This window comes from Kitasatospora sp. NPDC007106, from assembly GCF_040634455.1.
Classification (GTDB): Bacteria; Actinomycetota; Actinomycetes; order Streptomycetales; family Streptomycetaceae; genus Kitasatospora; species Kitasatospora arboriphila.
Window position 1 is genome coordinate 1 of the sequence record NZ_JBEYFP010000612.1, and the last position, 3,615, is coordinate 3,615.

The 3,615-nt window shown below is 73.9% G+C and carries 3 protein-coding genes; 1 reads left to right on the forward strand and 2 read right to left on the reverse strand.

Annotation, left to right across the window (positions count from 1 at the left end):
* A partial coding sequence (locus ABZ641_RS29410; RefSeq protein ID WP_359986614.1) for an NAD(P)H-binding protein occupies positions 1-460 on the reverse strand: 460 nt, incomplete at its 3' end.
* 104 nt (positions 461-564) lie between these two features.
* Here ABZ641_RS29410 and ABZ641_RS29415 point away from each other — a divergent pair.
* The gene (locus tag ABZ641_RS29415) at positions 565-1,548 is read left to right on the forward strand and encodes a LysR family transcriptional regulator (RefSeq protein WP_359986617.1); all 984 of its coding nucleotides are present in this window, start codon (positions 565-567) and stop codon (positions 1,546-1,548) included.
* A gap of 65 nt (positions 1,549-1,613) precedes the next feature.
* Here the strand turns inward: ABZ641_RS29415 and ABZ641_RS29420 are convergent.
* A partial coding sequence (locus tag ABZ641_RS29420) for an NPCBM/NEW2 domain-containing protein (RefSeq protein WP_359986620.1) occupies positions 1,614-3,615 on the reverse strand: 2,002 nt, incomplete at its 5' end.

Here is a 3,615-nt window from a genome sequence, read left to right on the forward strand (position 1 = left end):
GGTTCTCGAAGAAGGACGGGTTGGCCAGGGCCCGGTAGGCGGCGCCGCTGCCGGCGAGGAGGTCGTCCATGGCGAGCGAGGCGGTGACGAGGCCGGCCCGGTCGGCGAGCGGGGTGCCGCGGCCGAGCGCGGAGACGCCGACGACGTGGCCGACGCGGTGGGCGGCGAGCGCCCCGACGGCGGGGAGGGTGAATCCGCTCCAGGTGTCGTACGGGGTGAGGGTGGCGTCCGGGGGGACGAGCCAGAAGACGGCGTCGGCACCGTCGAAGGCCCGGTCGAGGACCGCGGGGTCCGCGTGCGAGCCGGTGACCACGTCGACGCGTCCGCGTGCCGCCTCCGGCAGCCGGGCGGGATCGCGCACGATCACGCGCAGGTCCTCGCCCGCGGCGGGCGCGGACTCCAGGAGCCGGGCGAGCAGGTGGCGGCCGATGTTCCCGGTGGGAGCAGTAATGACGATCATGAAGTCCTCGCAGGTCGTACGGGTGGGGTACGTCCTTCATCCTGCTGAGGTGCTCCTTGATGCCACAATGGGAACTTCGGCATGGAATCATTGCTCGGAATGGAATGATGCTGGTGAACAGCCCGGATCCGGTCATCGACGCCAATCTCGCCATCGCGTTGGACGCGCTGCTGGCCGAGCACAGCGTGACCCGCGCCGCCGCGCGTCTGCACACCTCGCCCGCCGCGATGAGCCGCACCCTCGCCCGGCTGCGCCGCGTCCTGCAGGACCCTCTCCTGGTCCGGGCCGGTCAGACCATGGTTCCCACCCCGCGCGCCGAGGCCCTGCGCGAGGAGGCCGCCGCGGTGGTGCGCAGCCTGGGTGCGCTGCTCGGCCCCGGTGCGGGCGTGGACCCCGCGGGGCTCCGCACCACCTTCACCCTCCAGGCCGCCGATCTGGTCGGCGCGGCGCTGGCGCCCGGGCTGCTGCGGCTGGCGGGGCGGGAGGCGCCGGGGGTCTGGTTCCGGATCCGGGCCGAGGAACTGGAGGCCGGACCGGCGCTGCGCGACGGCCGGATCGACCTGGAGGTCGGCTCCATCGACCACGTGGACCCGGAGACCCGGGTCGAGCAACTGGTCGGCCTCCGCATGGTCGCGGCCGTCCGGCCCGGACATCCGCTCACCGAGGGGCCGCTGACCCCGGCCCGGCTCGCCGCCGCGGAGCACGTCGTGGTCAGCCGTCGCGGCCGGTTCACCGGCCCCCTCGACACCGCGCTGGCCGAGCTCGACCTCCGCCGGCGGGTGGGCGTCGTCCTCCCGGGCCACCTGGCCGCGATGGCCCTCGCGGCCCGCAGCGACGTCGTCTGCCTGGTACCCGCCGCGCTCCCCGGCGCAGCGCCCTCACCCCTCACCCACGACGCCGTCGCCCTCGGACTGCACCTGCTCGATCTCCCGCTGTCCCTGCCGCCGGTCACCATCGGCATGGCCTGGCACCCCCGGCACACGGCCGACGGGGGCCACCGCTGGCTCCGGGACGCCGTCCGCCGGCTCCTCCGTCCGCCGGCTGCCGCGCCGGGGGCCGCCGTGGCGGACGGGGCCGACGCCGGATAGGCCGCGGAGGAGCGGCCGGGCGGAGCCGGTCCCGCCGCGGGTGGCGGGACCGGCCGGGGTTCCGGTCAGACGCAGGTCAGCTGGGGTGCGGCCCAGTCCGCGTGGTCGTAGGTGTTGCCGTTGTCGGCGGCTCCGACCTCCAGGGTCAGTTCGTAGGCGCCGGTGAGCGGGGCGTCGAGGTGGACGGCGCCGCCGGCGCCGGTGACCGTGCCGCTTCCGGCGACCTTCACTCCGTCGGCGAGGACCTGGAAGGTGACCGAGCCGTTGGAGCCGACCTCGTCGTCCACGCCGGCGTCGGTGCTGAGGGCGGTGCACCGGCCGCCGAGGTAGTAGGTGACGGTGGAGGTGGCGTGGGCGCCGAGGCCCTTGGCGTAGGCGGTGCCGCCGACGGTGAGGGTCCGTCCGTCACCGGCCGCCGCCTCGCCGTTGCTGCGGTCGCGCTCGACCGGGCCCCAGCCGTTGAAGGCGGCGGTCCAGGCCAGGTCGCTGAGGGCGTGGGTGCCGGGTGTCGGCGCCGTCCCGCAGCCGATGCGGGCGCCGGCCCAGTCCGCGTGGTCGTAGTCCTTGCCGTCGCCGGCGTCGGTGACGACGAGCCGCAGGTCGCTGCCGCCGGTGAGGTCGGCCGTCAGCCGCAGGGCCGGGTCGGTGCCGCGGCGGATTCCGCTGTCGGCCACCAGGGTGTTGTCGCGGTAGACCTGGAAGACCGCGGATCCGTTGCTGCCGGCCTCGTCGTCGATGCCGACGTCGACCACCAGCCCGGTGCAGGTGCCGCCGAGGTGGTAGCGGACGTCCGAGCCGGCGTGCACGCCGAGGCCCTTGGCGTAGGCGGTGCCGCCGAGGGTGAGGGTCCGTCCGTCACCGGGCGCGGTCTCGCCGTTGCTGTGGTTCCGTTCGACCGGTCCCCAGGCGTTGGCGGGCGCGGTGGACCAGGCCAGGTCGCCGAGCCAGTGGAGTCCGGTGGGCAGCGCGGTCGGCGCGGCGGGCGTGACCCGGAACATCACCGTGCCGTGCGAGGGGACGGCGGCGCTGATCGCGCCGGTCGTGGTGGTGGTCTGCTTGGACCAGAGGTCCTTGAGGGTGTACGAGGCGGCGCCGCCGATGCCGGCGGCCGCGGCGGTCGTGGCGACCGTCCTGGTGGCGGCGGTCTCGTTGGTCAGGGTGACGGCGCGGCTGCCGTCGGCGAGCGGCTTGCTCATGACGACCAGTCCGTCGCCGGAGGAGACCACGGCGCCCTGTCGGCCGAGCGGGTCCTGGTCGACGGCGATGACGTCGGCGTTGGTGAGGACGGCCATGGTCGCGGCGCTGGCGGTGCGCAGGTCGGAGCCGATCAGCAGCGGCGCGGCCATCTCCGCCCAGAGGCTGAAGTGGGTGCGGTACTCGGTGTCGGTCATGCCGCCGTTGCCGACCTCCAGCATGTCGGGGTCGTTCCAGGCGTTCGGGCCGGCGTAGGGGGCGAGGGCCTGGTTCTCGTGCGCGATGGAGATCATGCTCGACCAGGAGTCGGAGATGTCGCCGGTGGTCCGCCAGGAGTTGCCGGTCTCCTGGGCCCACGTCCAGGGCTGGCTGCTGCCCCATTCGCAGATGCTGTAGAGGATGGGGCGGCCGGTGGCCTTCAGGGCGTCACCCATCGCCTTGTACCGCTGCTTCGCGTCGACGCCCTGGTTGTTGCAGTTGTCGTACTTCAGGTAGTCGACGCCCCAGGACGCCCAGAGGTTCGCGTCCTGCTGCTCGTGGCCGAGGCCGCCGGGGAAGCCCAGCGCGTCGCAGGTCCTGGTGCCGGCGCTGGAGTACAGGCCGAACTTCAGCCCCTTGGCGTGCACGTAGTCGGCGACCGCCTTGATGCCGTTCGGGAAGCGCACGGGGTCGGGCACGAGGTTGCCGGCGGCGTCGCGGGTCGGCATCGCCCAGCAGTCGTCGAGGTTGACGTAGCTGTAGCCGGCCGCCTTCAGCCCCTTGGAGACGAAGATGTCGGCGATGCCCTTGACCATGGCCTCGTTGAACTCGGCCCGGCAGTGCGTGGAGTTCCAGTTGTTGAACCCCATCTGCGGGGTGACGGCCTGCGAGTTC